General features: G+C 63.1%; 27 protein-coding genes, 1 tRNA gene and 1 pseudogene. 16 read left to right on the top strand and 13 right to left on the bottom strand.

What is annotated here, in order from left to right; all coding sequences use genetic code 11:
- The 6 genes and pseudogenes from FGW20_RS03800 to FGW20_RS03775 form a co-directional block, all read left to right on the top strand.
- Positions 1-236 (top strand): annotated as a pseudogene (locus FGW20_RS03800) (formylmethanofuran dehydrogenase subunit A); the annotation flags it as partial.
- Between the two features lie 334 nt (positions 237-570).
- Positions 571-1,785 (top strand): FprA family A-type flavoprotein, encoded by a 1,215-nt coding sequence (locus FGW20_RS03795; protein ID WP_048114811.1) that lies wholly within the window; start codon positions 571-573, stop codon positions 1,783-1,785.
- A 129-nt stretch (positions 1,786-1,914) separates the two neighbouring features.
- Entirely contained in the window at positions 1,915-2,973 is a 1,059-nt protein-coding gene (locus FGW20_RS03790) for a lysylphosphatidylglycerol synthase transmembrane domain-containing protein (RefSeq protein WP_301676761.1), read from the top strand.
- Positions 2,974-3,074: 101 nt separating this feature from the next.
- Positions 3,075-3,752, top strand: coding sequence for a DUF5612 domain-containing protein (locus tag FGW20_RS03785; RefSeq protein WP_301676760.1), 678 nt, complete (start codon positions 3,075-3,077; stop codon positions 3,750-3,752).
- Entirely contained in the window at positions 3,752-4,324 is a 573-nt protein-coding gene (locus FGW20_RS03780; RefSeq protein ID WP_301676759.1) for an L-threonylcarbamoyladenylate synthase, read from the top strand. The genes FGW20_RS03785 and FGW20_RS03780 overlap by 1 nt, the downstream gene beginning before the upstream one ends.
- Positions 4,325-4,326: 2 nt before the next feature.
- Positions 4,327-5,253, top strand: coding sequence for a DNA polymerase subunit beta (locus FGW20_RS03775; protein WP_301676758.1), 927 nt, complete (start codon positions 4,327-4,329; stop codon positions 5,251-5,253).
- Here FGW20_RS03775 and FGW20_RS03770 read toward each other — a convergent pair.
- Positions 5,250-5,912, bottom strand: coding sequence for a CRISPR-associated protein Cas4 (locus tag FGW20_RS03770; RefSeq protein WP_301676757.1), 663 nt, complete (start codon positions 5,910-5,912; stop codon positions 5,250-5,252). The two genes, FGW20_RS03775 and FGW20_RS03770, sit on opposite strands and share 4 nt — an antisense overlap.
- A gap of 122 nt (positions 5,913-6,034) precedes the next feature.
- Between FGW20_RS03770 and FGW20_RS03765 the strand changes: the two genes are divergently transcribed.
- The gene (locus FGW20_RS03765; protein ID WP_301676755.1) at positions 6,035-6,331 is read left to right on the top strand and encodes a DUF3467 domain-containing protein; all 297 of its coding nucleotides are present in this window, start codon (positions 6,035-6,037) and stop codon (positions 6,329-6,331) included.
- A gap of 73 nt (positions 6,332-6,404) precedes the next feature.
- Positions 6,405-6,476 (top strand) — tRNA-Thr (locus FGW20_RS03760).
- Between the two features lie 170 nt (positions 6,477-6,646).
- Here the strand turns inward: FGW20_RS03760 and FGW20_RS03755 are convergent.
- The 7 genes from FGW20_RS03755 to FGW20_RS03725 all read right to left on the bottom strand — a co-directional run bounded on the left by FGW20_RS03755 (position 6,647) and on the right by FGW20_RS03725 (position 13,058).
- A complete protein-coding gene (locus FGW20_RS03755) occupies positions 6,647-6,877 on the bottom strand; it encodes a hypothetical protein (RefSeq protein WP_301676753.1) in 231 nt (76 codons plus the stop codon).
- 304 nt (positions 6,878-7,181) lie between these two features.
- A complete protein-coding gene (locus FGW20_RS03750) occupies positions 7,182-7,721 on the bottom strand; it encodes an LURP-one-related/scramblase family protein (RefSeq protein WP_301676751.1) in 540 nt (179 codons plus the stop codon).
- A 25-nt stretch (positions 7,722-7,746) separates the two neighbouring features.
- Complete coding sequence (locus FGW20_RS03745) at positions 7,747-10,095, bottom strand: arylsulfatase (RefSeq protein ID WP_301676750.1); 2,349 nt, start codon at positions 10,093-10,095, stop codon at positions 7,747-7,749.
- 109 nt (positions 10,096-10,204) lie between these two features.
- Positions 10,205-11,506 carry an anaerobic sulfatase maturase gene (locus tag FGW20_RS03740; RefSeq protein ID WP_301676749.1) on the bottom strand — a complete coding sequence of 434 codons (1,302 nt, stop codon included), beginning with the start codon at positions 11,504-11,506 and terminating at the stop codon, positions 10,205-10,207.
- A 223-nt stretch (positions 11,507-11,729) separates the two neighbouring features.
- Positions 11,730-12,284 (bottom strand): HdeD family acid-resistance protein, encoded by a 555-nt coding sequence (locus FGW20_RS03735; RefSeq protein ID WP_301676748.1) that lies wholly within the window; start codon positions 12,282-12,284, stop codon positions 11,730-11,732.
- On the bottom strand, positions 12,268-12,768 hold the full coding sequence (locus FGW20_RS03730) for a dihydrofolate reductase family protein (protein WP_301676747.1): 501 nt from the start codon (positions 12,766-12,768) through the stop codon (positions 12,268-12,270). Before FGW20_RS03730 ends, FGW20_RS03735 begins: the two co-directional genes overlap by 17 nt.
- Positions 12,769-12,794: 26 nt before the next feature.
- The gene (locus FGW20_RS03725; protein ID WP_301676746.1) at positions 12,795-13,058 is read right to left on the bottom strand and encodes a hypothetical protein; all 264 of its coding nucleotides are present in this window, start codon (positions 13,056-13,058) and stop codon (positions 12,795-12,797) included.
- Positions 13,059-13,207: 149 nt separating this feature from the next.
- On the opposite strand from FGW20_RS03725, the gene FGW20_RS03720 reads away from it, so the two are divergent.
- The 3 genes from FGW20_RS03720 (at position 13,208) to FGW20_RS03710 (ending at position 15,932) form a co-directional block, all read left to right on the top strand.
- Complete coding sequence (locus FGW20_RS03720; RefSeq protein ID WP_301676744.1) at positions 13,208-14,413, top strand: deoxyguanosinetriphosphate triphosphohydrolase family protein; 1,206 nt, start codon at positions 13,208-13,210, stop codon at positions 14,411-14,413.
- 136 nt (positions 14,414-14,549) lie between these two features.
- Positions 14,550-14,891, top strand: coding sequence for a hypothetical protein (locus tag FGW20_RS03715; protein ID WP_301676743.1), 342 nt, complete (start codon positions 14,550-14,552; stop codon positions 14,889-14,891).
- Positions 14,892-15,104: 213 nt separating this feature from the next.
- Complete coding sequence (locus FGW20_RS03710; protein ID WP_301676742.1) at positions 15,105-15,932, top strand: lipase family alpha/beta hydrolase; 828 nt, start codon at positions 15,105-15,107, stop codon at positions 15,930-15,932.
- On the opposite strand, the gene FGW20_RS03705 is transcribed toward FGW20_RS03710, so the two are convergent.
- Positions 15,886-16,176 (bottom strand): hypothetical protein, encoded by a 291-nt coding sequence (locus tag FGW20_RS03705; RefSeq protein ID WP_301676741.1) that lies wholly within the window; start codon positions 16,174-16,176, stop codon positions 15,886-15,888. The genes FGW20_RS03710 and FGW20_RS03705 overlap by 47 nt on opposite strands.
- Before the next feature lie 107 nt (positions 16,177-16,283).
- On the opposite strand from FGW20_RS03705, the gene FGW20_RS03700 reads away from it, so the two are divergent.
- From FGW20_RS03700 to cysE, 3 genes are all read left to right on the top strand, one after another.
- Positions 16,284-16,853: a hypothetical protein gene (locus FGW20_RS03700; protein ID WP_301676740.1), complete on the top strand. Its 570-nt coding sequence runs from the start codon at positions 16,284-16,286 to the stop codon at positions 16,851-16,853.
- Positions 16,854-16,947: 94 nt separating this feature from the next.
- The gene (cysK, locus tag FGW20_RS03695) at positions 16,948-17,874 is read left to right on the top strand and encodes a cysteine synthase A (protein WP_301676739.1); all 927 of its coding nucleotides are present in this window, start codon (positions 16,948-16,950) and stop codon (positions 17,872-17,874) included.
- 14 nt (positions 17,875-17,888) lie between these two features.
- The gene (gene cysE / locus FGW20_RS03690) at positions 17,889-18,836 is read left to right on the top strand and encodes a serine O-acetyltransferase (protein ID WP_301676738.1); all 948 of its coding nucleotides are present in this window, start codon (positions 17,889-17,891) and stop codon (positions 18,834-18,836) included.
- Here the strand turns inward: cysE and FGW20_RS03685 are convergent.
- Positions 18,829-19,035 (bottom strand): iron dependent repressor, metal binding and dimerization domain protein, encoded by a 207-nt coding sequence (locus tag FGW20_RS03685; RefSeq protein WP_301676737.1) that lies wholly within the window; start codon positions 19,033-19,035, stop codon positions 18,829-18,831. The two genes, cysE and FGW20_RS03685, sit on opposite strands and share 8 nt — an antisense overlap.
- Before the next feature lie 59 nt (positions 19,036-19,094).
- Between FGW20_RS03685 and FGW20_RS03680 the strand changes: the two genes are divergently transcribed.
- Complete coding sequence (locus FGW20_RS03680) at positions 19,095-19,886, top strand: 4Fe-4S binding protein (protein WP_301676736.1); 792 nt, start codon at positions 19,095-19,097, stop codon at positions 19,884-19,886.
- Positions 19,887-19,902: 16 nt separating this feature from the next.
- Here FGW20_RS03680 and FGW20_RS03675 read toward each other — a convergent pair whose 3' ends face one another.
- The 3 genes from FGW20_RS03675 to FGW20_RS03665 all read right to left on the bottom strand — a co-directional run bounded on the left by FGW20_RS03675 (position 19,903) and on the right by FGW20_RS03665 (position 23,355).
- Positions 19,903-20,592, bottom strand: a complete 690-nt coding sequence (locus tag FGW20_RS03675) for a mechanosensitive ion channel family protein (RefSeq protein WP_301676735.1) — start codon at positions 20,590-20,592, stop codon at positions 19,903-19,905.
- Positions 20,593-20,680: 88 nt separating this feature from the next.
- A complete protein-coding gene (locus tag FGW20_RS03670; protein ID WP_301676734.1) occupies positions 20,681-22,939 on the bottom strand; it encodes an efflux RND transporter permease subunit in 2,259 nt (752 codons plus the stop codon).
- Positions 22,936-23,355 (bottom strand): hypothetical protein, encoded by a 420-nt coding sequence (locus tag FGW20_RS03665; protein ID WP_301676733.1) that lies wholly within the window; start codon positions 23,353-23,355, stop codon positions 22,936-22,938. The genes FGW20_RS03670 and FGW20_RS03665 overlap by 4 nt, the downstream gene beginning before the upstream one ends.
- A 228-nt stretch (positions 23,356-23,583) precedes the next feature.
- On the opposite strand from FGW20_RS03665, the gene FGW20_RS03660 reads away from it, so the two are divergent.
- Positions 23,584-24,267: a helix-turn-helix domain-containing protein gene (locus tag FGW20_RS03660; RefSeq protein WP_301676732.1), complete on the top strand. Its 684-nt coding sequence runs from the start codon at positions 23,584-23,586 to the stop codon at positions 24,265-24,267.
- Positions 24,268-24,520 lie beyond the last annotated feature (253 nt).

Genomic DNA, 24,520 nt, shown 5'->3' with positions numbered 1-24,520 from the left:
TGAACGCAGAGCACCTCTTCAAGGCCGGTGTCCCGGTCGTCAAAGACCATGAGATCGCCTCGAACGGCAACAAGAGGACGCTCTGGGTGAACGCGAAGGTCGACGAGAACCCGCAGGTGATGCGTGACGTCAAGGAGAAGTTCCTCCGCTACTACACGGTCACCCTGAACAACTACGAGGTTACCGGGCGCTACCTCCCGAACCCGTACGTGATCGAGGTTGATGCCACAGAGTGAGGCGCGTTGCGACTACCATATGACTTCCATTCCATTCGCCGGAACGGCCGGATAATCTATAGTATAACCTGAGGTCCCCGAGACCACAGGGACATAAGGGTGCCGGCTATCGCCGGCGCCACTGCCTCTCAACACCCTCTTTTCCGGCCCGGCCAGCCGAGGTCATGACGCGGCTGTATGTTTGATCGGGGCGGAGGTGATCGATCTCGGGGCCCCGATCTGCTCTCCACCCGGTGCTCATCCGGCGCTCCGCAGATCAAGATCGAAAAAGGGATATAGGGAATGTTCCGACATAGATGTGTTCGTAATAATACGAACATTGTGAGGAACAACCATGATGCCTACGAAACTTGCCCCCGGCGTCCATTGGGTCGGGGCGATCGACTGGAACCTGAGGGAGTACCACGGCTACACCCTCCCGGGAACGACATACAACGCCTACCTCGTCCAGGGTGAGAAGACAGCGCTGATCGACGGCGCTTACACTGGATTCGAGGGTGAAGTCCTCGGCCGTATCGGATCCGTCTGCGACCCGGGCGCGATCGATTACATCGTCGTGAACCACATCGAGATGGACCATTCCGGCACGCTGCCCGCGTTCGTGCGGCGGATGCCCGGTGTCCCGATCTACTGCACGGAGCGGGCCCGCACCGGGCTTGCCCGCCACTACGACACCACGGGCTGGAACATCCGGGTTGTTAAATCCGGCGACACCCTCGACCTCGGCGGGAAGACGCTCGTCTTCCTCGAGGCGCCGATGCTCCACTGGCCCGACTCGATGTTCACCTACCTCGCCGAAGACGCCATCCTCTTCCCGAACGACGCCTTCGGGCAGCACGTCGCGAGCGCCGCCCGGTTCGACGACGAGATCGGGCACGACGCGGCGATGGCCCATGCGCAGAAGTTCTACGCAAACCTGATCGTGCCACTTGCGCCGAAGGTCTTGAAGAAACTCGACGAGGTCGGAGGTCTCGGGATCGACATCAGGATGATCGCGCCGAGCCACGGTGTCATCTGGCGATCGCACGCCGGCGATGTCCTCAGGGCATACACCGACTGGAGCCGGGGCGTTGCAAAGGATAAGGTCACGATCGTCTACGACACCATGCACGGCTCGACCACGATGCTGGCGAAGGCGGTTGCCGAAGGTGTCATGGCCGAAGGCGCCGACGTCCGGGTCTGCCTGCTCCGGGACGGTCGCTACGAAGGAACGCACAGGAGCGACATTGTCACGGAGGTGCTCGACTCGAAGGCGGTCCTCGTCGGGTCGCCGACGCTCCAGGACGAGGTCCTCCCCACGGTGGCCGGGTTCCTCAGTTACCTCCGCGGGCTTCGACCCGGCCGGTTGGGGGCGAAGAAGATCGGGTGCGCGTTCGGGTCGCACGGCGGCATGGGCGGCGCGGTCGCCCAGGCGGAGGATGCCTTGAAGGCGGCCGGGATTGAGGTGATCGACGGCGGGTTCCAGGTGAACTACCGGCCGGACGGCGACGAGATTGCCCGGGCGTATGAACTCGGGCGGAGGGTGGCGCGGGAGATCCGCGCCCGTTGATGGCGCCATTCTCCCCACTTTTTCCCACACCTCCCCGGCCGCGCCGGGCGGAAGATGTTATCGTGATGAGCGGCATCTACCTGCCGTGATGCCGAACGGGACAGGCGCTCCGTGGGGAGAGGTGCGAGCATGAGGCGCCGCCTCTGGATCGCGCTCTCGCTCCTCCTCAGCGGCGCGGCCCTCGCGGGGCTGCTCGCGGCGACCTTCACCCCGGCAACCCGGGCCTACCTCGGGGAGGTCGGCGTCGCCGCCCTCCTCCTCGCCTTCGCGCTCCGGGCCGGATCGATCCTCTGCCGGGTGGTGCGGATCGGGGTCATCTGCCGCGGCCTCGGTTACACCGTGCCGTTATCGAGCCTTGCGATCACCCAGAGCCTCTCGCTCTTCGCCGGCTCGCTCACCCCCGGCCAGGTGGGCGGCGAACCCGTCCGGATCCACCGTCTCTCGCGTGCCGGGCTCGCCGTCGGGGACGCCGTTGCCGTTGTCGTCGCGGAACGGGTGCTCGACCTCGTGGTCTTCGCCTCCCTCACCTTCGCAGCCCTTTTTGCCGTCCGGCACCTCTGGGGCTACCTCGCCGCGACCGTCTTCTACCCGGTGGCGGCCTTCCTCCTCCTCGTCCTCGCCCTTCTGCTCGCGCTCGTCATCCTGATCCGTCGCCCCTCCCTCGCGAACCGGGTTATCGGCGGCGCTGCCGTCCGGGTGCTCGGCCGGTGCGGCCGGAGCCGCCACTGGCTCCGGTTTTGTCCAGGCTCAGACGGCGCGGAGGGGCTCGCAGAGCGGATTTCCCGCGAGACAGAGACCTTTGCCGCGAGTGCTTCCCGGTTTGTGAGAGCCGATCCCCGGGCTCTCGGCGGCGCTATCCTGGTAAGCGTCCTCGACTGGGCCTTCCTCTTCTCCACGGCGTCGGCGCTGCTTGTCGCTCTCGATCTCCCGCCGTCTTTTCCCGAGTCGTTCCTCTTCCAGGGCATCCTCCAGATGATCGCGGCCGTTCCGCTCATCCCCGGCGCGGCAGGGATCGCGGAGCTCAGCGCCGCCACACTGTACAGCAGGATCGTGCCCACCTACCTTCTCGGCCTCTTCGTCGTTCTCTGGCGGCTGATCCTCTACTTCCTCAATATTCCCCTCGGCCTCCTCGCCGCAGCTCTTGCGGCGAGGGAGGGAGCGGACACCCGGGACACCGAAAACCTATAACCCTTATGAGACCAAAATCTATCCTTTAACGCGGATATGACGAAAAATGCCCTGTTTGTGAAACGATCGGAGGACGTTTCGATCTCCTGCCGGGGAGGGTCATGACCACCGATACCGAAATGTATGCCCTCTCGATCATCACCGAGAATCGGGCCGGCGTGCTGCGCGACGTGGCCACGGTGATGGCGGATTACCTGGCGAACATCCAGATGATCCAGCAGTCGATCATCGCCTCCGGCCCGAACACCGGGAAGGCCTACCTCTACTTTGAGTTTGAGGAGTGCGGGAATCATGGCGAACTCATCGCCGACCTGGCACGGGTACCGTCCGTTGTCGACGTCACCATCTACCCGCCGTTCTCCCGGATATTCGGGTCGAGGGTGATCATCATCGGCGGCGGCGCGCAGGTGGCGCAGGTGGCGATGGGCGCCGTAAACGAGGCGGACCGGCACAACATCCGTGGCGAGCGGATATCGGTGGACACGATCCCGCTCGTCGGGGAGCAGAACCTGGCACTCGCCGTTGACGCGGTGGCGCGGCTCCCCCGGGCATCGATCCTGGTGCTTGCCGGGTCGTTGATGGGCGGCGAGGTCTCGCGGGCGGTGGAACGGGTCAGGGCGGCGAACATCCCGGTGATAGTCCTCAAGATGGCCGGGAGTGTTCCTTCGCACGCCGACCTGATCGTGACCGATCCCATCCAGGCCGGGGTCTTTGCCGTGATGCACGTCAGCGGCAAGGCCGTCTTCGATATCAACCGCGTGCGGGGACGTGAGTTCTGATGGATACAATTGATATGGCTGTCCGGGTGCTTTCGCGCGACGGGCTTGTTGTCTACCCCACCGAGACGGTCTACGGCCTTGGGGCGGACGCCCTCTCGGAGGACGCGGTGATGCGGGTGTACGAGGCCAAGAACCGACCGGTGGGTAAACCGATATCGGTCGCGGTCTCGGATATGGAGATGCTTGCCGCTGTCGCGGTGGTGGACGATGCTGCCCGGGCGTTCATTGAACGGTTCCTGCCCGGCCCGGTGACGGTGCTCCTCCCGGTGAAGTCCTGCCTGCCGGCGGTGCTGACGGGCGGAACCGGTCTGATCGGCATACGGTGGCCCGACCACGAGATCGCTCTTGCCATCATCTCGCGGCTCGATGCGCCGATCACGTCCACCAGCGCAAACATCTCTGACGACATCCCGCCGACCCGTCCCGACGAGGTCTCCGTCCCCCACGACTACCTGGTCGACGGCGGAGAACTCCCGGGGACACCGAGCACGGTGGTGGATCTCCCCGGCCGGCGCATCTTGCGCAAGGGCGCGGAATGGGAGGCGGTTGAAGCGTTCCTGGAGACCCTGTAACCATGAACGCCATACGACTCCGTGACTTCATCGAAGACCGCGAGGGGTGCCTCTACGCGGTCTCGAACTACGACAACGCCGAGCGGATCGGGTGCATCCTCCGCTACGTCCCCGACACGGACGGAGAGCGAACGAACCTCGCCGGCCGCCGGTACCATAAATACGATTTTGCCGAGTCTTTCGACTGGGTTCGGGCGTACAGGCCGGAGTACCTGGACGGTGTTCACCGGGTGCCCTACTGTGACGTGGCCCGGGTCTACAAGCCCGAGGAGGGGATCGCCGGTGTGGCGGCCCGGAATGAGCGGGTGGCAAGGCTCCTCTCCCACCTCTCTCTCCCTGCGGGCTCGTTCGGGTGCACGGGCTCACTCCTCTGTGGCCTCGAGAACGAGGCATCGGATATCGACCTGGTGGTCTACGGCGAGACCTGGTTCCTCGCGCAACGCCGGCTCCGTGACCTCGTGGGGAGGGGGGTAATCCCCGCGATGAGCACCGCGATGTGGCAAAAAGTCTACGACAAACGGGTTCCGGAGATATCGTTCGACGCCTTCGTCCTGCACGAGCAGCGGAAGTGGAACCGGGGCGAGTTCGAGGGGACCTACTTTGACCTCCTCTATACCCGCGCCTACGAGAACCTGGACGCGGTCCCCGCCGGGAAAGGGAGGGTTCTCGGCCGGGCGACGATCGAGGCGACGGTGACCGATGCGTCGCTCTCCTTCGACAGCCCGGCGGTCTACGCGGTGGACCACGACGATATATCGCGGGTCCTCTCCTTCACCCACACCTACTCGGGCCAGGCGCTCGCGGGGGAGGTCATCGAGGCGAAGGGCGTCGTGGAGGAGCACGGCGACGAGCGGTGGCTGATCGTCGGGACGACCCGGGAGGCGAGGGGCGAGTACATCGTCTCTAAGACGCTGCTTGAGACCGTCTAGAAGAGGTCGGAGAGCCGCCGCGGCCCGGCGGTGCACCGCTCATGGTGCGGGCACCCCTCGCAGGGCGCCCTGAGGGGCCGGGGCGGGAGTTCGCCCGCGACCACCCGTTTTGCCGCCCGGATTGCCTTGATCATCTCCCTCCTGTCCCGGGGCTGGGGTTCGACGTAGCGGCAGGCGCCGCTTGCGACGTACTCGACGTAGCCGCCGGCGACGGGGCGCCCCAGGGTCTCGGTGAGGCAGGCGACGTAGCAGGCGATCCGGAGCCGGTCGGTGCCGTAGGCCCCGGCCTTTGGGGCGGTGCTCGACCGGGTGACGGCGAACGTGCCGTCCTCGAAGACCTTATCGACCCTTCCCCGGATGCCGAGGGTGTCGGACTCGACGCCGAGGTCGACCTGGACGGGCCGCTGCCAGGCGGTCTCACTGCATGCGGCGATGCATTCGTCGAAGAGTTCCCGGACGTCTTCCGTTGCTTCGGGGAGGACGCAGAGGACTTCCCGCCAGATCTCCTCCGCCTCGAGGAGTTCGCCGAGGTGCGTCGAGACCTGTTTGCAGACGGTGTAGCGCGGCGACTCCGGGTGCTCCTCCGAGCGCTCGAAGTAGTAGCGGCGGGGGCAGATGTGGCAGGCGACGACGCCGGATACCGGGATATAGTCGGTCATGGATAGCGAGTTCCCGTATGGTGGGAGGTATGTCCTCCCGCTATTTAGCGCAATACGCTCCGCACCGACGCTCGGTCGACCAAGACCAACCCTTATGCCGGAGCGAGTCACAGAAGATGGGTATGGCAAACCGCGAGATATCGGTCAACATCCCCGGCAATCTCGACCCGGTCTACTCCAACCGCATCCAGATCGCCTATAAGGAGGACGAGTTCACGTTCCTCTTCCTGCACGAGATCCCCGGCATGAACCAGGCGCGGGGGAAGGCAATCGTCTCGGTCAGCCCCCGGCACGCGAAGAACCTGGTCGAGGTGCTCGCGAAAAGCGTCGCCGACTACGAGCAGAAGTTCGGCAAGATAACCGCCCCGGAGGCCACAGCGCAGCAGGAGAGCAACGTCACCATCCGGGGGTACTCCTGAACGGGACCGGGTCGGCGGAACCCCGGCAGGTGATACCTTTTTAATTCCGGACGTACAATATTCTAAGGCAGTTGCCGCTGTGGCTTAGTGGTATAGCGGCTGATTCGTAATCAGCAGGCCGAGGGTTCGAATCCCTCCAGCGGCTTGGTTTTTGAGCGGTCATGGTTTCTGACCGAACTCTTTTTTTTTTTGCTGCTTTAGATTCCTATGCAGTCCAAAACGGATAACACAATCCCCCCGATCCAAAACCACGGCCAACGACTTCTGACCCCTCCTCGGCATCGCGTTCGTCCTGCACTTCTCGGCCGCACCCTACTACTTCATCGGCCCGGCGCCGAAGCGCTCCCGTTCCTCTTCGTCGAGTTGTGTGGCCTCCATGGCGTCGACGTTTCCGTCCGCATCCTTGTACACGAACCGGAGGTCGATCAGCCTGATGACACCCGCTTCCATCGCCGACCCGAACGCCTGCCGGATCTGGCCGTGGAAGTCCAGGTTCTCGAATCCGATGACCAGAAGCTGCATCGGCCCGTACATAATTTCAGCCATTTCCTGTTTCCCCCTGATCTGCATGGGTTGCCTGCCCGGACCCCGTGAGTCATGCCCGGGCTGCAATACGAGTACATCGGCAGAGTGCCTCTTTACGGGACCGTTTCTGTCTGATGCGTCTGCAAACCGGAGCCGGGTTCTGGCCCGGTGAGTTGCAAGGTATAAAAGTATAGTTGTCTAATGCCAGACGCCAGAACAAGCACCGATCTCAATGCCCTGCCTCCCCATCAGGCTGCCCGTGCCCGTCCGACACTTCCTTACACGCTGTCTGCGTTGAGGCGTCGATCCCTCCCTCCATAGTGGCCTAATCGTGCGACATCTGGTCGATCGCCGCCGTCACGGCGAGGATGAGCGCGTCGTCGTGTCCCGGCTCCACGTCCACGCCGTAGGTGTCCCGGACCCGGAACCACTTCTTCGAGACCTCGGCAACTCGCTCCCGCCGCCCGGCCTCGATATGATACTCGTGGTCGAGGATGTTGCCCTGCACGTCCCAGTCCTCCCCTCCCGGGATACTCACCGTCCACCGGTCCCGGAGCGGCGTGATCAGGGCCTTCTTGATCGTCGCCGCTGTCCCGCCGCCGCCCCGCTCGATCTCCATGGTATCCTTGATGCGGAGCATCCTCTCCTGGATCCTGTAGAGGTCCTGGCCCTCCCTGCTCTGGATGATCAGGGTGTTCCTGACACGGAGCGCTTTCCCGTCCACCTTGAACGCCCGCTCTCCCGCCGCGTCCTCGATCCAGTAGTCATCCCCGATGGAGACGAGTTTCTCGCGCATCCTGTACCGGTGTGCGCCGCCCGCCTCTTCGCGCCGCCGCAGACCGCCTTCTGCTCTTCTTCCCCTCATCTTCTCCACCTCACAGAAAGGCCCGTTACTCCCGGGCCATCATCGCGGCTGCCTCTTTCTCGAGGTGAGCGTACGGTTCCCCGGTGACGTCCACCATGATCTTATGGAGCGTCCCGGTGAACGCCCACGGCCGCTCGCCGGGATAGTCGTCGGTCACGGCATCTCCCAGGCTCTGTCCGACGGAAAGCCCTTTGCCCGCGAGATCGAAATACGCGGGCTGCGTCTTGATCCGTCCCTCGCCCACTTTCTGGTCGTTGATGTAGAGCGCGACCGTCCCGTGTGCGGTGCCCTCCGGCTCCTCGCTCTCCTTGGTGAACGCAACGGAGAGCGTGGCCCTGCCGGCAGGGACCTCGGCGTCCGGGGCGATCACCTGCTCGGCACCGACGAAGTTGTAGACATACCGGGGCCGGTTATCCTTGATATAGAAGGTATGGCCCCCGAACCTGCTCCCCATGGTGAAGAGGACTCCTTCTGCACCGCCATCCGGTATCTCGACGTCGGCGGCGATGGTATAGGACCGGTTGCGGATATTCACCGCCACGCCTTCGGGGACCGGGGCGGTGTTCGGGTAGTAGACGAAGAAGTTGCGTTGCGGCGCGGGCTGGGGCCGGGGTGAGGTCAGAACTTCCGGTGCAGTGCGGTCTTCGAGCGGCAGCCCCTGGTACTTCCCGGCCTCGTGCCACCAGAGCGCAATCATCTCGAGGAGTTTGCGCGGCTGCTGATCGGCCAGGTTGCGGGTCTCCGAGCGATCTTTCTCGATATGGTAGAGTTCCCAGGTATCCTCGGTGAAGTGGCCCCACCCGGCGATGGTCGGATGGGTGGTGACCGCCTTCCAGCCGTCGTGCCAGATGCCGCGGGAACCGAGCATTGAGTAGAACTGGGTATGCCGCTGTGTGGGAGCATCACCCTTCTCGAACGTATAGCGCATGCTGGTGCCCTCGACGGGCCACTGGGTGTACCCCTTCACGGTATCGGGCATCAGGATGCCGATGCATTCCATGATGGTAGGTGCGACGTCGATGGCATGGTGGTACTGGTGGCGTCTCTCCCCTTTTGCCCGAATGCCCTGCGGCCAGTGGAATATGCAGGCGTCGGCGATGCCGCCGGCGTAGCAGTAGCGCTTCCACATCTTGAACGGCGTGTTGAAGGCCATCGCCCAGCCCGAGCAGTAGTGGTTGTAGGTCTTTTCGCTCCCGAGGTCGTCGATCAGCTGCAGGTTCTCTTCGAGAGAATCCGGGATGCCGTTGAAGAACTTGTTCTCGTTGACCGAGCCGTTCGGCCCGCCCTCGGCGCTGGCGCCGTTGTCGGAGACGAGCACGATCAGGGTGTTGTCGAGTTCGCCGCTCTCCTCCAGGAAGTCGATGACCCGGCCGATCTGGGCGTCGGTGTGGGAGAGGAACCCGGCGTAAACCTCCGCCATCCGGGCAAAAAGTCTCTTCTCCGCATCGGAGAGTGAGTCCCAGGGCCTGACGCTGTCCAGTTCCGGGTACGGCTTCCCGTCGGGACCCGTTCTGGTCTCCGGCGTGCCGATCGGGTTGATCGGCGGCAGTTCCGTATCCTCCGGGACGATCCCCATCTGTTTCTGCCGTGCAAGCACCATCTCGCGGTAGCGCTCGTAGCCCATGTCGAACCTGCCCCGGTACTTCTCGATCCACTCCTTCGGAGCATGGTGCGGAGCGTGGGTGGCGCCGGGGCAGTAGTACATGAAGAAGGGTTTGTGCGGGTTGATCTGCTTCGCGTCCCGGATGAATGCGATCGCCGTATCGGTCAGGTCTTCGGTCAGGTGGTAGCCTTCTTCGGGCATCGCCGGCTGTTTGACCGAGTGATTGTCGTAGACCAGGGCAGGATAATATTGGTTCGTCTCGCCGCCCAGGAATCCGTAATACCTTTCCAATCCCCGGCCGCCCGGCCAGTTTCGCTTGTTCGAGGCCAGGTGCATCTCTTCCTGCGGGCAGAGGTGCCATTTGCCCAGCATGTAGGTGTTGTAGCCCTGCTCGACCAGCACCTCCGCGAGCGTGGCGCACTCGAACGGGATGTGGCCGTTCGAGTTCGGAAACCCGGTGGTCGCCTCGGCGATGCAGGCCATCCCGACGGTGGTATGGTTCCTGCCGGTCAGCAGGCATGCCCGGGTCGGCGAGCAGAGTGCTGTCGTGTGCCACTGGGTATATAAAAGGCCGTTTGCCGCCAGGCGGTCGATGTTCGGTGTTTCTACCAGTCCACCGTAACAGGACATGGCCGAGAACCCGACATCGTCGAGGACGATCATCAGGACATTCGGGGCACTTTCGGGCGCTTTCGGTTCTTCATACGGTGTCCAGTCGGCAACGGAGTCCCGGACATCGACATTGACGACACCCTTCCACTGTTCAGGCATACTTTCTCCCCCCTCATCTGAATCGGTGAGCAGGGTCCAGCAAGACATCTCGTCATTTATATAATTGCCCTTGAATATTTTGGCGGCGACCTGCCGCTATCGTGCATCGTTAACGGCTCATGCGCCCGCAGCATTTCTTATACTTCAAACCGCTCCCGCAGGGGCAGGGATCGTTCCGGCCGATCTTTACCGATCCCTTCTCTCGCGCTCTCGTTGCGGCGGCGAGCATCGGCATCACCTCATCGGCGTTCCGCCCCTGCCAGAGCAGGTCGGCCATCATCCGCATCGGGCGATCGGCGTGGGAGAAGAAGATACGGTAGCCCTCGCAGAGGTAGTTCAGGCCCTCCTCCCCGTCCGGTGTCCTGACGAACCGGTTCTTTGGACACTCCCCGTTGCAGATAGCGAGGAAGTCGCATTCCCGGCAGTACCGGGGAAGCGTATCGCGCTTGGCCATCCCGAACGCCCGCTGTTTTTCGGAGTTTACGAGCTCGATCAGTGGTGCCGCGAGGATGTTGCCAAGGAAATAGTCCGGTTCGACGAAGTGATCGCAGGAATAGAGGTCTCCGTTGTGTTCGAGCGCCACCCCGAGACCGCAGGTGGGCGCGAAGGTGCAGACCGTCCCCGCCATCCCGAGCCAGCCTGCGAGCGCCGCGTCGAAGTTCAGGACAAACATCCGGCCGACATCCCTTCTGATCCATTCATCGAAGATCGCGACCAGGAACCGCCCCCACTGATCCGGCCGGACGGATCGGCCGGTCACCGTATTCCCTTCCTGAAACCCCGTTTCGTTCTCCCGTTCCACGATGGGAATGAACTGGATATACGGCGCACCGAGCTCATCGCGGAAGAACCGGTACACCTCCAGCGGATGGTCGGCGTTCATCCTATTGACCGTGCAGAGGATGTTGAACTCGACGTGGTGCTTCTGGAGCAGGCGGGCGGCGTTGAGGACCCGGTCGAACGTGCCGCGATCCTGCCTGTCTCTCCGGTAGGCGTCATGGAGTTCCCCGGGGCCGTCCATGGAGAGACCGACCAGAAACTTGTTGTCGTGGAAGAACCGGCACCATTCGTCGTCCAGGAGGATGCCGTTTGTCTGAAACGTGTTCTCGATACGGGTTTTGGGGTTCGCATACTTCTCCTGCACCACCACAGAGCGCCGGAAGAAGTCCAGCCCCATCAGGGTCGGCTCCCCTCCCTGCCAGGCAATCGTCACATGGGGCACGCGATGCCCCTCGAGGGTCTGGCGGATGAACTGCTCCATCACCGCATCGGTCATCCGGAAGTTGCTGTCCGGGTACAGGTGCTCCTTCTTTAAGAAGAAGCAGTAGGCACAGTCAAGGTTGCACCGTGCGCCGGTTGGTTTCGCCATGACATGGAAGGCGAGGGGTGCCTCGCCGTCAGGCCAGTTCATCAAGCCACCCCATACTCATACCTCCCGGGCAGAAGGTCGCCCGGAGCCGGGTGCCGGGGAAGGCCATATTTAACTATCGTGCTGCTTAACGCCGGGCAGAAGGGCCGGCGTTCCGGGTCGTCGAGCACAGGCGCTCTCGTACCGCGGAAGCAACGTGCAAAACGCCCTTCTGCATGCGATAGGAGAAGGGGGAGGTAGTCCATCCGCACCCGCCCTTCTCCGCTCACCCCGGCATCCGGAGAGCAAGAACGATCGCCGCGACGCCCCCGACAACAGCAAGCACCGCAAGGAGCATCACGAAGGCCAGCGCCGCGATGAACGGGTGGGCCACCAGGATCAGCCCGAAGATGATGCTCAAGATACCGAGGACCGCCGTCCCCCAGCCCTCGCCGGAAAACCCCTGCATCAGGTAGATTGCCCCGATGACGAGGCCTTCTACCCCGATGATGATGGCGTAGATCGTCGGGACGAGGACGGCGCTGTAGAACGGGTAAATGAGCACGATGACCCCCCCGAGGATGCCGAGGATGCCGATCAGCATCTTCCAGCCCCACCCGGTTTTATCTCTGGAGAGGCTGAAGAGCACGACGACACCGTTCACCAGCCAGTAGATGCCGAGGATGGTGGCGAGGAGCGTCAGCGTCGGGATGGGGTAGACAAAGAAGAGAACGCCGAAGAGAAACGCGATGATCCCGAGGAGCAGCACGAACCAGCGTGCCGAGCCTGCAACAGCGCCCGTCTCCGGGAAGTCGGCGCCGGATTCAATACCGTTGACCATAAAGCACCGTGCGTCGTATCCCCCGGCAGTATATAAGCGTATACGCCTTGCCGGACTTTGCTCCTCCTCTGCGGCAAAGCGCGGTAGTCCGGACCGGTAGCCGGCTCCTCACCTCTTCAGGGCGTAGACCAGGTGCACCGCCCCCTGCTCCATCGGCACGGCTTTCCGGAGTTCGAGCGCCGTCCGCCCCCCGGCCCGGCCGAAGAGTTTTTTTCTCTCCCTCGCCGACGACGATCGAATGAACGATCAGGCTGATCGTATCCGCAATCCCCTCCCGGATCAGGACGTCGTTCAAGTCCGGGCCGGAGTCTGAGACCACCCGCGTGATGCCGAACCGCTCCCCGAGTTCCCGTATGGCGCCTTTAAGATCAACCCGGCTCCCGCCGCTCCTGATGAACGGGTACTCCCGCTCGCGGAGGTAGTCGAGGTAGTCCCCCGGCGTCGCCTCCGAGACGAGGATGACGACGTCTTTCGTGTGCTCCATGGTCCGGTAGAAGTGGAGCAGATCTTTTAGTATCCCCTGCTGTCGACGATGACGCAGAGGGGGCGGCGGTCGTCCGGCCGGACCTCGGGCCGGTGCCGGTCCGCCTCCGCTTCGGGCTCGTTGATGTCCATGAACATCTCGATCCCGGACTTTGCCGTGGCTGAACCCACGAGCACCGCCCCCGGCTCGAAGGCGAGGAGCGCGCCGTAGTGCAGCCCGAGATCGACGTCAAACCCCGTCACCGCGTGGTCCAGGCTCACGCTGTTGTGGATGATGACTTCAGGATACATGCGGGAAGGATACGTGCATCGGGGATATAGCCTGCGCGGGTCCGCGCCCCTCCGGCTGATACAGAAAGCCCTATCCCCTTCCCCGGCCGAGAACTCTCTACCGGAGGGTGACCCGACCGAACCCGGTCCGCCTTCCCGGAGGGCGCCCGATGGAGATCCCGCAGAGTATCTTTGACCGGATGGCCCGGAGCATGGCCGACCGCGAATCGCTCCTCTCGCCGCGGGCGACCAGGAACGACGCCTACCTCAGGCGATCCTGCCGCAAACCCGAGGACCCGGTCATCCGGCCGCCGTTCTTCCGGGACGCCGACCGGATCGTCCACTCGAAGGCCTACGCCCGCTACATCGACAAGACCCAGGTCTTCTACCTCGTTGAGAGCGACCACATCACCCACCGCGTCCTCCACGTCCAGCTGGTCTCGAAGATCGCAAGGACGATCGGGAGAGCCCTCGGCCTGAACGAGGACCTGATCGAGGCGATCGCCCTCGGCCACGACATCGGCCACGTTCCCTATGGTCACCTCGGGGAGAAGTTCCTCGACGAGCTCTGCACCGAACACAGGCTCAGGGGGTTCCGGCACAACGTCCAGAGCGTCCGGTTCCTCGACGTCGTCGAAGACTGCAACCTCACGCTGCAGGTGCTGGACGGGATCCTCTGCCACAACGGCGAAACCAACGACCGTATCCTCACGGTCGAGGGCGAGGCAGACTGGGACTCGTTTGCGGATAAGATGGAGAAGATCGAGAAGGAAGGGGATGCTTTCCCCCTCACGACAGAGGGGTGCGTCGTCCGGTGCGCCGACAGCATCTCCTATCTCGGCCGCGATCTGGCGGACGCCCTCGAGGTCGAGGTCATCGATGAACGGGATCTCGAGGACTTCCCGGAGAACTGCATGGACTTCTTCGGTATCGCCGGACATAAAAAGGAAGCATTCTCCGATATCAACCGAAAGGTGCTCGACGTCCTGATCCGCGACATCATTGCCGGGAGTTACGATGCCGACTGCATTGCCTTCTCCAAAGAGGCAGCCGAGTGCGTGGCGGCCTTCAAAACGTTCAATATGAACCATATCTACGGGAACCAAAAACTCCTGAGAAATGAAGAGAAGATCCGGTTCATGTTCGGATGCCTCTTCGAGCACATCCTTGAGGACATCGAGGAAGAACGCCAGGATACGCCAATCTACGAAGACTTCATCGATGCCCCGTGGGCATCCCGGACGTATATCGATGCTGCAGCGCCGGCGGAGCTCGCGAGGGACTTCATCGCCGGGATGACCGATCGCTACTTCGAGTGGGTCTTCCAACAGAGCATCTTCCCGGAGAGAGTCCGGTCGAGATACCGGGGGTGGTGAACCCCCGTGGCCGGCGGTTAAAGTGGGGTTTTCATCTCCCCATTATCGCTGTATTTGCCCGAAAACTCTGTTTAAAACCATGGATGTAACCCGATGGTTCCTACGTATTCTTATGTCGCCCTGAGCAACGTATACTATGAATAAGCGAATCCTTATCCTCGGTCTGGCTGCAGTGCTCGTCCTGTCAGCCGGTTGTATGGGACTTGGCGGCCCGAGCCCCAAGGTCGTGGAGGACTCCATGGTCACGGATATCAGCCTATCCAAAGGGCTCGGATATACCGTGAACGCGGTGATCCAGAACGACGGGGGCGACGGCGACGTCACCGTGACGATGAAACTGATCGATGAAGAGAAAGGTTTTGTCCGTGACGAGGCCTCGACAGTGGTCTCCATCCCCTCGGGGGAGACAAAGAAGGTCAGCCTCACGCTGGACGGGGACCTCGGCCGGGATTACGATTACAAGATTGAACTGAACTGATCCGACCCATCCGCCACGAGGGGCTCTCCCCTCCCGGCGGAAGTCTCGGAACAAACTCGTGAACAGTACCCTTTTTCGAGTTCGGCACCGCTCGCATGGTGCTGCCGGGTAGGCATCAACGGGCATGCGGCAGAGGAAGGCGCACGGCCCCTCAATACGTGCCTGCCGGCGCCGCCGAAACATACATCGCGGGCGGCGCCAGATCATGAATGAATGAACCACCGGTGCCCGGCCGTCCTGGTCCACGGCTGGCGGAGCCATCCCGGCATCTGGAACCGCCTCGCCCCCGTGCTCTCGGACACCGCGGTGCCCTTCTGGAGGTTCGACCATACGGCGATGCAGGGCGCCGGGACGGAGACGATCGCCCTCGCTCTCCGGGACTACATCCGCGCAAAAAGGGAAGAGACCGGCTACACCGGCCCGGTCGACATCGTCTGCCACTCCATGGGAACCTGCATCGCCCGGTACCTCCTCGAAGTCCTCGACGGCGACGCACGGGAGGAGCAGGTTCGGCAGCTCGTCGGGATCGGCCCCCCAAACAACGGCTCGGCCATGGCTGAACTCTTCAACGACCCCGAGCGGGGTCCCGAGGTGATCCGGCGACTTGTCGGGGTCTTCGTGCCGGAGGACTACGACCCGGGGGATGACACCATCGTCCAGGAGTTCCGCCCCCGGAGCAGGACAATTGCGGCGCTCCGCCGCGCCGGGACCCGCGACGACATCGCCTACCGGATCCTCCTCGGCGCGAACCTCACCGCGACCCCGGCGTTCTTCCCGGTGTTTAGCGGCAAAACCTGGGAGTTCGCCCCGGACGGCGGGTGGCGGACGACGTATGCCGGCGACGGCATCGTCCCCCACTCCGACTCACTCCTCCCGGGTGCACAGGTGGACGTTTTCCCCACGGATCCGGCGAACCTGGCCCGGAACCCGGAACTCTACTGCCACACCATACTGCCGAAAAACCCCGAGCTCGTCGCCCGCGTCAGGGATTACCTCACTCTTTCTGCAAGGCCCGCCGCGCGGACTCCGCCCAGGAGTTGATCGCCCGTTCAAGATCCTCTCCGGCCTTCCGTGCCGCCTGCTGGATATGTTCGTGTCCATCGGGCGTTCCAAGGAGGTGGTGGCCGGCGTTCATTACATCATTGACCGCTTTCCGGACCGAGTGGGATGCCTCCTGCATCCGTTCCTCGACGCTAGGGGCAGCCTGTGTCGGTTCCTCCCCCGGTGCCGGGGCGGGGTCGATGACCCACCGCCCCTTTTCAAAGTGACCTTCAGTCTCGCTCATATGCGGGTGTAGGTCTGCCGGGAATAAAAATCTGGCTTTTTGCATTACTGTACTTCCCGGTGAGGGATGCGCAGGTTCATCTACCCGGAGGACTACAGGGGTGCGGTATGACCAGGGTTGCCGCCGTCGAGGTATGCGGACGGGCTCTCTCACCGGGCACCTGCCGGTTCCGGATTGCACGAGCCGTTGCGTTCGTGCTTCTCTTCCTCCTGGCCATTCCGTTCATCATCGGATCCGCCTTCGGCGTCTCCCCCACGGCGGTTCTTGCCCTTATCGGATCGACCCTCCTCCTCCAGGCGGCCGCGGCCGTCGTCGGCCTCTCGCTCGGGCTGCACCCGGCGGCCGTCCTTCTCTTCCTGACGTCTGTGGCCGCTGCTGCCCTGATTGGCATCCTCGAGATCTGCGACCAATTCGCAGAACGCTCCCGAATGGTTCAGGGATTTTTATCGAAGATCGATGCAAGAACCGGGAGTATCGACTACCTGAAACGCTACGGTGCCCTGATGCTGATCCCGGTCATCTGGACTCCCGGGATCGCGCTCTACGGAACCCCCGTGGTCGCGTGGGTCTTCCAGTATCCGCGGGCGGTCTCCCTCCTCTGCATGCTCGCCGGGTGGATGATCGCGGTCCTCGTGGTCATAGCAGCGGCAACGGGGTTCGTCCGCCTGGCGTTCTGAGCCGGTTCCCGGGCCCGGGGGCAAGGGTTTTTAACGCCGGTATGCCGATGGGAGCGGGGTGCTTCGCCGCACAGGATGACGGGAATGTGAGCGGATGGGACGAATATATCGGGATATAACATGGACGATCGGCAACACTCCGGTCGTCAGGCTGAACCGGATCACGGAGGGCGCTCCGGCCACCGTGGTTGCCAAACTGGAATCGTTCAACCCGATGGGGAGTGTAAAAGACCGGATCGGCGTGGCGATGATCGAGGCCGCAGAGCGGGAAGGCAAAGTCCGGGAAGGGACGGTGATCGTCGAGCCCACCAGCGGGAACACCGGGATCGGCCTTGCGTTCGTCTGCGCCGCCCGGGGGTACTGGCTCAGGCTCGTGATGCCCGAGACGATGAGCGTCGAGCGCCAGAAGGTGCTCCGGGCCCTCGGGGCAGAACTGGTCCTGACACCGGGCACCGAGGGGATGGCCGGGGCGATCCGCCGGGCGGCAGAGATCGCGGCCGAAGAGCCGGACGTCTATTTCGTCCCCCAGCAGTTCGAGAATCCGGCCAACCCGGCCGTACACCGGCGGACGACCGCCGAGGAGATCTGGCGGGACACCGACGGGGAGGTGGACGTCCTGGTCGCGGGCGTCGGTACCGGGGGAACGATCACGGGGATTGCAGAGGCGCTGAAACCCCGGAAACCCGCCTTTAAGGCAATCGCCGTCGAGCCCGCCGAGTCCCCCGTCCTCTCCGGCGGGAATCCCGGCCCGCACCGGATCCAGGGGATCGGGGCCGGGTTCATGCCGCGGATCTACCGGGCGGACCTGGTCGACGAGGTCGTCCGGGTCACATCGGAGGAGGCGTTCGCCATGACACGCAGGCTTGCCCGTGAGGAAGGCATCCTCGCCGGGATATCGTCCGGTGCGGCGACACACGCTGCCTGCGAGGTCGCACGTCGGCCGGAGTTTGAGGGGAAACTGATCGTCGTGATCCTCCCGGATACCGGCGAGCGTTACCTCTCCACCGGCCTCTTCGACTGAACAGAGGTGTAAGGTTGGGGATCAGGGAGGATATCCAGACGGTCTTTGACAAAGACCCGGCGGCCCGGTCGACGATCGAGGTGATCTGCTGCTACCCCGGCATCCACGCGATCTGGGCGCACCGAATAGCGCATGCCTTCTACCGCCGTCGGCTCTACTTCCCGGCCCGTCTGGTCTCCCATATCGCCCGGGCGCTGACCGGGATCGAGATCCACCCCGGCGCGAAGGTCGGCCGCCGCGTCTTTATCGACCACGGATCGGGCGTCGTGATCGGCGAGACGGCGGAGGTCGGCGACGACGTCCTGATCTACATGGGCGTCGTGCTCGGCGGCACCGCGCTCGAGCAGACGAAACGGCACCCGACCATCAAGGACGGCGTCATCATCGGGTCGGGGGCGAGCGTTCTCGGCCCCATCATCGTCGGGCGCGGAGCGAAGATCGGGGCGGGTTCGGTCGTCGTCCACCCCGTCCCCGCCGGTGCGACGGTCGTGGGGGTTCCAGGGAGGCTCGCCGGCCCGAAGTGCCAGAAGGGCCAGGAGAGACTCGACCGCGGCGACCTCCCCGACCCGATGCTCCGAGTGGTCAGCCGCATGCTTGATAGACAGAATCGGATCGAAGACCGGCTCCGGGCGGTGGAACAGTCGGGCCTGGTTGGCGGTAAACGGCAGGAGGAGATCGCGCTCGAGGAGAGCATCCGGGCGGCGCTTAAAGAGGTGATCGACCCGGAAGTCGGGATCGACGTCGTCGACCTCGGCCTGATCAAGGGGATCACCGTTCAGGACTCCTCGGTGCTCGTGGAGATGGTCCTGACCACCGCGGCCTGCCCGCTCGTCGACTACCTTACCGACCGGGTCCGGAGCCAGGTGCTCGACGTGAGCGGCGTCCGGGACGTCGAGATCCGGGTGTTCGACGAGCCATGGGACTGGGATCGGTTCTTCGGTCAGAGGGATGTTCTCAGGTGATCCTGAAGTCCGGATACCCCTGCCGGGGAGGGACAAAATGACGGATCTGTTCGATGGTCTCCGGAGAGATCTCATGCTCCATGATACAGGCATCCCGGGAGGCGGCCACCTCCGGCACCCGGATGAGTGTGAGGAAGGCCCGGAGCGTCTCGTGCCGGTACTTGATGACTTCGGCAATGCTCCACCCTTCGGGTGCCACGACCGTACTGTTTTCAGGGGTGAACCTTTTTCCCGCCGCACGCAAGAGATCCGGTAACCATGAACGACGACCTGAAGGCAGCCGTCCTCGAGCGGTGCCGGCGAATGGAGATCCCGCTCGCCGGGGTCGCGAGCACGGATCGGTGGGAGCACCCGCCGTTCCAGCCCTGGATGCCCGAGGAGTTCTACCCGCAGTCGATCTTCCCCGAGGCGCGGTCGGTGATCGTCATCGGCCTTCCGGTTCACCTCCCGGTGCTCGAGACCTCCCCCTCGATCTACTACCACGAGCTCTATAAGACCGTCAACACCCTGCTCGACCAGTACACCTACCGGCTTGCCTCCTTCCTCAATGACGAGGGCTTCCCCTCGGTCTTCGTTCCCCGGGACGGCTACGGGAGCATCGAGGTGCTCCAGGAAAACCCCGTCGCCTTCTTCTCGCACCGTCACGCCGCGCTCCTCGCGGGGCTCGGGACCTTCGGCGTGAACAACACGCTCCTCACGCCGGAGTACGGCCCCCGGGTCAGGTTCGGCTCGGTCATCACCGCCGCGGACCTCCCGCCCGATCCGCTGCTCGCGGAAGACCTCTGCACCCGGTGCATGCTCTGCGTCCGCGCCTGTCCCGCGGCCGCGCTTGACGAGCGGGACTACCCTGAGGGCCTCACCGATAAGGCGGCCTGCGCCGAAAACAGCGCGGAACTCGCCCGGCGCCACATCTCGCCCTGCGGCATCTGCATAAAGGTCTGCCCGGTGGGGGAGGACCGGCGGCACTACGGCCGGGACGCTCCCGCCGCTGACCGGGATCCACGCTACCGCCGGGCCCGGGAGCATGTGCAGAAGTACGGCGGGTTGTAAGCCCGCCAAAAAAGGATTATTCTTTTCTCACTTTGCCTATCAACTGGTCCATGAGTTCCGGCGCCCGGTCGCGCATGCCGAGCCCGACGATGATGGCGATCGCCGCACCGATGCCGATCCCGACTCCCCATGCGATCGGGACGACGAAGACGTAGATGATGGAGAGGTCGAGCATGAGCTGCTGGAGTGCGAGGATGGCGACGACGAAGTAAAGGAACGCCCGTAGCAGCATCGTGATCAGTCCGAAACCCTGGATGCTCTGCACCTCCCCCATGTTCTGGAGGATGTCCAGCAGCCAGTCGATCAGGATGAATCCGGCGACCAGGATGATGAGGAATGCGACGACGTTCGGGATGTAAGCCACGATGGCCGCAACCGCCGTCGTCAGGGCAGGGATCTGCAGGACGCTGACTGCTGTGAGGATTGCGATGAGGTAGATGAACCAGCGGACGATGACGTCGAAAAGGCGGCTTATGTTCATCGTGGAACGTTCGATCTGCTGGCCGACCGATGTCTTCCGGAGCGCGTCGTCGACGCCGACCCGGTCGAGGACTTCGGAAACGACCCTCCCGAGGATACGCCCGAGGATCCAGCCGATGATGAGGATGACGATTGCTGCAATGAGGTTTGGCAGAAACAGAATAACATTACGAGCCAGTTCTTCAACCGGCTCAAACACCTGAGCCGAGAGATCTCCATTTGTCACGGTATATCACCGGGGGAAGGATATGGCCCGTACTATATAAACCTTGATGCCCCTGCCGCCTCCCGGGTCGTGGGGGTGACGGAGGGGTTTACTCCGGGACCCCGGCCGCCGCTACAGCGCGGGAGCGCCCGGTGTAGCGGTACATCAGCGCAAGAATCGCCGGCATGACGACGATTGCCCCCACGAGCGAGAACCCTACCGATATGACCGTCACAATCCCGAAGTTGCTGATGATGTTGAAGGTCGAGAAGGTAAGCGCCGAGAACCCGAAGACCGTCGTCAGCCCGGAGACCGTGATGGCCGTCCCGATCTTCTGGACGGCGGTCTGGACAGCGTCGAGGAACTCCATGCCCCGGCTGAGTTCCTCCTCGCACCGCTCCATGATCAGGATGGTGTACTCGGACGCGACGCCGATCGTCATCGACCCGAGGACGGCCGTCAGCGGCGTGTATTCGAGGCCGAGGAGGTACATGATCGCGCCGTTCCACCCCACGATGAAGACGATCGGGATGACCGGCGAGACGGCGCCGAACTTCCGGTAGACGAGGATCAGGAACCCGAGGATGAAGGCAAACCCGAGCACGGTCATATACACCCTTGAATCGCTGATGTCGTCCATGACGGCGGCGAACATCTCCATCTGGCCGGTGATCTTCACCGTCACGCCGGCCGGCGGGTTGTTCCACGCAACGTCGTCCTGTATCCTCCCGACGAGGTCACGTGCGGCACTCATCTCCATGTCGACCGTCGAGAACTCGAGCACCGCCTCCAGGTTCCCGTTGAGGTAACGGGAGAGGGTCTCCTCCGGGATCCGGGCAGTAACATTGTTGACCTCCCTCTCGGTCGAGGGGAGCGTCCCGCCGTTGTACTCCCGGATCAGGGTCGCGACACTCGTGACGCCCGTGATCTTGTCGTTATGCTCCTGCTCGTAGACCCCGAACTGATCTATCCAGGCAAGCGTCTCCGGGGAGAGGACGTCGTCCGCGAGCACGACGACCGGGATGGTGCTTGTCGATCCCATGACCCGGGTAAGTTTCTCGAGGGAGAGAAGGGCGGGCATATCGCCGGGGACGAAGGTCTTCTCGTCCGCACTGACGGGAACGCTCTGGTCGAGGTAGAACCCTCCTGCCGCGACCGTCGCAAAGATCAGGATGACCGGGATCGGGTATTTCGCGACGGTGTAGGCCAGCCGCCCGAGGAGACGGTCGTATCGCTCGATGAGAGATTCCCCGCCCGCCGGTTCGGATCCGACGGCTGCGGCCTCCTTCCTCGGCCGGTAGCGGGTGACGATCGCAAAGACCGGGACGATGATGAGCGCCGCGATGTAGCAGGAGACAACCCCGATGGTGCAGACCATCCCGAAGTCGGCCACCATCGGCACCGGCGCAAAGAACATCGCGATGAACCCGAGCGCCGTCGCCGACATCGCGATCAGGATCGACGGCCCCATCTGCGTAACGGTGGCCCAGACGGCCTGTGGGATCGTGCCGTGCCGGATCTCCTCGTCGAACCGTGCGTGGAGTTGAATTGCGTAGTCGATCCCGATCCCGATCAGGACCGGGAACGCTCCGACCACCACCATGCTGATGGGAATGCCGAAGAGGCCCATGAACCCGAAGGTCATGATCAGCCCGACGGCCACGATTCCGACCGGGAGAAGGCGGTAGCGGACGTGGGAGAAGAGGAACGTCACCGCGAGGACCATCAGGACCATGGCCACCAGGATCAGCATGCCCGTCTCGGATCCCATTGCCTCGCCCATCTCCTGAGCGAACGCCGGGTTTCCTGAGACGGTGACTGTGAGGCCGGGCGGGGGCTCCGATATGGCAATGACGGACCTGATGTTATTGAGAACCTGCTGCTGGGCGTCCATCGTGACGCCCGCTTCGAGGTTGATGACGCTGATCGTCATCAGATCCGAAGGTAGCATCCTCTCGACCATCTCCGGCGGAGCCTGGCCGATGATCGCGTCGATCTCCGCTGTGGACGACGGCAGGGTGCCGCCGTTGGCCTGTTTCAGGAGATCGACGACGCCGGAGACCTCGTCGACGTAACGCTCGTTCCTGAGGTCTTCCTGGAGATGGTCGATAAACCTGAGAATCTCGGTACTCCTGACGCTATCCGTCTCGTAGATGAGCATGATTGCGTCGGAGCCGTAGGTCTCCATATAGTGGTCGAGCATCGCGCCGCGGGGTGTGCTCTTGTCAAGGTAGGCATCGTCACCGGTCTCCATCGAGACCATCGAGAGCCCGAAGCATGCCAGGATGAATATGGCCGCGGCAACCCCGGCGACGGTCCAGGTGTGGTTGTTGATGGCGGCAGCGAGCCACTCATAGGGATTTTTCATGCGTGCTCCTCCACCGCCGTTTCCCCGTACTCGCCGATGATCGCCATGGTCACCGCGTGAGCAATCTCGCCATCGCTTCTTCCGGCGGGCTCAATCCCGTAGTCCTCTGCTGTGCGCCGGAGTTTTACGGGGTCGAGGATCCGGTAGCCGCTGCCCGTTTCGGCGGATTTAGCCGTCATCGTGAGAACGGACGAGAGCAGGGATGCCGTGCCCTCTTCGTCCATGGCGAGACGGTGGAGCAGGGCCACGGCTCGCCGGTAGTCTGCCGGGGGGAGGAATCCGGCTTCGATCCAGATCTGGCCGGTCTCTTCAAAGAAAAGTTCTTTGTAGAGTGCTTTGCGGTGGGCCGGTCTCCGGCACCGGGTTTCTTCGGAACCCCGGCGAGACCCGATGTTGCAGGTGGTTGCGCAGTTCACGTCTGTCCTCGTTATAAGTGGCTCATCTGATGAGGGTAGTATTTTCAAGGGACAGGATATGAACCTGCTGCAACCCGGGCGGGGACCTATATCGGATTCCGCTTCCCCGGTGTGATTCCCTGCAGCCGGTTCACGTGTGCTTCCCATACAGTACTCTGGAATACCCGGGGATTCAAGGTTCTCCCGTATATGTACGGGGATTATAGGGTGCGGCGTCCCACACGGTGTATGCGCAAGATGACCGTCGAGGTCTGCCTGAAGGATCCGTTGATGGGCATGCCCGCCGACGCAGAGGTTCTCAACCAGGCGGTGCAGCACTTCATGGATAGGGTCGAATCTGTCAGGCTCGTCGAGTTGCTCAAGATGAACTTTGAGCGGGGGGAGGAGACGGTGATTGCCGAGATCACGATGAAAGCGGGATACACCGCGAACGACCTTGAGCTCCCGGAAGTTCTCGGTTCTCTTGAGGTGCTCAAGGGCGACGGCCGGACGTATACCTGCTTTCTGCGATGTGTCATCCAGGACGAGTTCCTGCTGGAGAAGATGCGCGAGTTCGACCTGGATATTATCTGGACGTTGCCCATGTACAAGTCCCGCGACCTGTATGTCTACACCTGCATCGGCGACGCCGAGAACCTGAACAAAATTCTCCTTCTCATGTCCACCTACGGCGAGATCCAGAACGTCATCTTCGAGGAAGCAACCTTTTCCGGGAACAATCCCCTCTCACGGCTCACTCCCCGGCAGAGGGACCTGCTGATCGCGGCAAAACAGTATGGCTACTACGAGTACCCTCGTAAGATCAACAGCCAGCAGCTGGCGGAGAAGGTGGGCATCAGCAAAGCCACCGCGATAGAGCACCTGCGAAAGGCGGAGGTACGGCTCATTGCCACGCTCCTTGCCGGCTACTGACGGCAGGTGCCGCCTGTCCCGGCATACCGTAGAATAGAAGTGTCCCCGGGAGAGGTAGCGGTTCGAGCGGCGGGTCAGCCACACCCCGGGCCAGCCGCCGTCGCCGCCGGATACGTTCCAGGGCATGTTGATGACCTATCTCGGTCTTTTGAGGACATTCCTATCCGGGGTATCTGTTGGTTCAGGTGGTATCGCTCTTGCGTGCTGCTCTAATTCGTCCTCACCAGGACAGCCTTCTTCGATGGTGGGTATT

Source organism: Methanoculleus methanifontis (assembly GCF_030464365.1).
Lineage (GTDB): Archaea > Halobacteriota > Methanomicrobia > Methanomicrobiales > Methanoculleaceae > Methanoculleus > Methanoculleus methanifontis.
This window is presented reverse-complemented; position numbering and strand designations above follow the sequence as displayed.

Excerpts from the sequence above, each read along its gene's own strand:
- FGW20_RS03780 (WP_301676759.1), top strand. The coding sequence starts at position 3,752 with ATGGATACAATTGATATGGCTGTCCGGGTGCTTTCGCGCGACGGGCTT.
- FGW20_RS03740 (WP_301676749.1), bottom strand. The coding sequence starts at position 11,506 with ATGAACTGGCCTGACGGCGAGGCACCCCTCGCCTTCCATGTCATGGCG.
- FGW20_RS03745 (WP_301676750.1), bottom strand. The coding sequence starts at position 10,095 with ATGCCTGAACAGTGGAAGGGTGTCGTCAATGTCGATGTCCGGGACTCC.
- FGW20_RS03785 (WP_301676760.1), top strand. The coding sequence starts at position 3,075 with ATGACCACCGATACCGAAATGTATGCCCTCTCGATCATCACCGAGAAT.
- FGW20_RS03710 (WP_301676742.1), top strand. The coding sequence starts at position 15,105 with ATGAACCACCGGTGCCCGGCCGTCCTGGTCCACGGCTGGCGGAGCCAT.
- FGW20_RS03670 (WP_301676734.1), bottom strand. The coding sequence starts at position 22,939 with ATGAAAAATCCCTATGAGTGGCTCGCTGCCGCCATCAACAACCACACC.
- FGW20_RS03735 (WP_301676748.1), bottom strand. The coding sequence starts at position 12,284 with ATGGTCAACGGTATTGAATCCGGCGCCGACTTCCCGGAGACGGGCGCT.
- FGW20_RS03770 (WP_301676757.1), bottom strand. The coding sequence starts at position 5,912 with ATGACCGACTATATCCCGGTATCCGGCGTCGTCGCCTGCCACATCTGC.
- FGW20_RS03680 (WP_301676736.1), top strand. The coding sequence starts at position 19,095 with ATGAACGACGACCTGAAGGCAGCCGTCCTCGAGCGGTGCCGGCGAATG.
- cysK (WP_301676739.1), top strand. The coding sequence starts at position 16,948 with ATGGGACGAATATATCGGGATATAACATGGACGATCGGCAACACTCCG.
- FGW20_RS03775 (WP_301676758.1), top strand. The coding sequence starts at position 4,327 with ATGAACGCCATACGACTCCGTGACTTCATCGAAGACCGCGAGGGGTGC.
- FGW20_RS03720 (WP_301676744.1), top strand. The coding sequence starts at position 13,208 with ATGGAGATCCCGCAGAGTATCTTTGACCGGATGGCCCGGAGCATGGCC.
- FGW20_RS03705 (WP_301676741.1), bottom strand. The coding sequence starts at position 16,176 with ATGAGCGAGACTGAAGGTCACTTTGAAAAGGGGCGGTGGGTCATCGAC.
- FGW20_RS03725 (WP_301676746.1), bottom strand. The coding sequence starts at position 13,058 with ATGTATCCTGAAGTCATCATCCACAACAGCGTGAGCCTGGACCACGCG.
- FGW20_RS03700 (WP_301676740.1), top strand. The coding sequence starts at position 16,284 with ATGACCAGGGTTGCCGCCGTCGAGGTATGCGGACGGGCTCTCTCACCG.
- FGW20_RS03795 (WP_048114811.1), top strand. The coding sequence starts at position 571 with ATGATGCCTACGAAACTTGCCCCCGGCGTCCATTGGGTCGGGGCGATC.
- FGW20_RS03765 (WP_301676755.1), top strand. The coding sequence starts at position 6,035 with ATGGCAAACCGCGAGATATCGGTCAACATCCCCGGCAATCTCGACCCG.
- FGW20_RS03660 (WP_301676732.1), top strand. The coding sequence starts at position 23,584 with ATGCGCAAGATGACCGTCGAGGTCTGCCTGAAGGATCCGTTGATGGGC.
- FGW20_RS03750 (WP_301676751.1), bottom strand. The coding sequence starts at position 7,721 with ATGAGGGGAAGAAGAGCAGAAGGCGGTCTGCGGCGGCGCGAAGAGGCG.
- FGW20_RS03730 (WP_301676747.1), bottom strand. The coding sequence starts at position 12,768 with ATGGAGCACACGAAAGACGTCGTCATCCTCGTCTCGGAGGCGACGCCG.
- FGW20_RS03715 (WP_301676743.1), top strand. The coding sequence starts at position 14,550 with ATGAATAAGCGAATCCTTATCCTCGGTCTGGCTGCAGTGCTCGTCCTG.
- FGW20_RS03790 (WP_301676761.1), top strand. The coding sequence starts at position 1,915 with ATGAGGCGCCGCCTCTGGATCGCGCTCTCGCTCCTCCTCAGCGGCGCG.
- FGW20_RS03755 (WP_301676753.1), bottom strand. The coding sequence starts at position 6,877 with ATGGCTGAAATTATGTACGGGCCGATGCAGCTTCTGGTCATCGGATTC.